Here is a 934-nt window from a genome sequence, read left to right as displayed (position 1 = left end):
AGAGGCTGACTGAAAAAGGTTGAGTGGCCTCAAGCCCCTGTGATTCCGTCGGATTTGCGAAGATTCGATGGAGGTCACGATGGTTTGGACCAAGGCCACTCGCCGACAGTATCGGCGAGATGGACTGCGTTATGCAAGCAATCTCACGGATGCCGAATGGGCCCTGATCGAGCCGTTCATGCCCGCCGCCCGGCGGATCGGGCGTCCGCGCATGACGTGCCTGCGAGCTGTGGTTGAGGCGGTCCTCTATCTGGCCTCGACCGGGTGCCAATGGCGCCAGCTGCCAAAGGAGTTTCCGCCCTATTCGACTGTGCAGGGTTACTTCTATGCATGGTCACGGGATGGCACCTTTGAGCGGATCAACCATGCTCTTGTGGCCGCCTCGCGCGAGAGGGCCGGACGCGAGGCGAGCCCTTTGGCCGGCGTGATCGACAGCCAATCGGTGAAGACAACGGAAAGTGGCGGCCCGCGCGGCTTTGATGCTGGCAAGAAGATCAAGGGACGCAAGCGCCACATCATCACTGACACGCAGGGCCATCTCGTCGGGCTGCGCGTTCACACCGCCGACATCCAGGATCGTGATGGTGCGGTGGAGGTGCTGACCTCGATCCGCGCCCTTTATCCCTGGTTGCGCCATGTGTTTGCCGATGGTGGCTATGCGGGCGACAAGTTGCGCGACGCCATCGCCGCTCTCGGGCACTGGACGATCGAGATCATCAAGCGCTCGGATGCGGCCAAAGGCTTTGCAGTCCTCAAGCGCCGCTGGGTCGTGGAGCGAACCTTCGGTTGGCTTGGACGCTGCCGCCGCCTGGCCAAGGACTTCGAAGCCTCCATTGAAAGTGCGGTGGCCTGGGTCTTCATCGCTCATATCCGGATGCTGACAAGACGGCTCGCAAGACCCTGAAAGACCACAAGTCTTTTTGAGTCAGCCTCT

1 protein-coding gene is annotated in these 934 nt (G+C 61.2%); it reads left to right on the top strand.

Going from position 1 to position 934, the window contains the following annotated elements:
• Positions 1 to 79: 79 nt before the first annotated feature.
• A complete protein-coding gene (locus ILT44_RS30520; protein WP_204243358.1) occupies positions 80 to 904 on the top strand; it encodes an IS5 family transposase in 825 nt (274 codons plus the stop codon).
• Positions 905 to 934 lie beyond the last annotated feature (30 nt).

It is taken from the genome of Microvirga arvi (assembly GCF_016892765.1).
GTDB classification, from domain to species: domain Bacteria; phylum Pseudomonadota; class Alphaproteobacteria; order Rhizobiales; family Beijerinckiaceae; genus Microvirga; species Microvirga arvi.
Note: the sequence above shows the minus strand (reverse complement) of the source record. Positions and strands in the feature narration are given on the sequence as shown.

What these genes read in the sequence shown, in the direction of transcription:
- ILT44_RS30520 (WP_204243358.1), top strand. Translation starts at nt 80, where the DNA reads ATGGTTTGGACCAAGGCCACTCGCCGACAGTATCGGCGAGATGGACTG.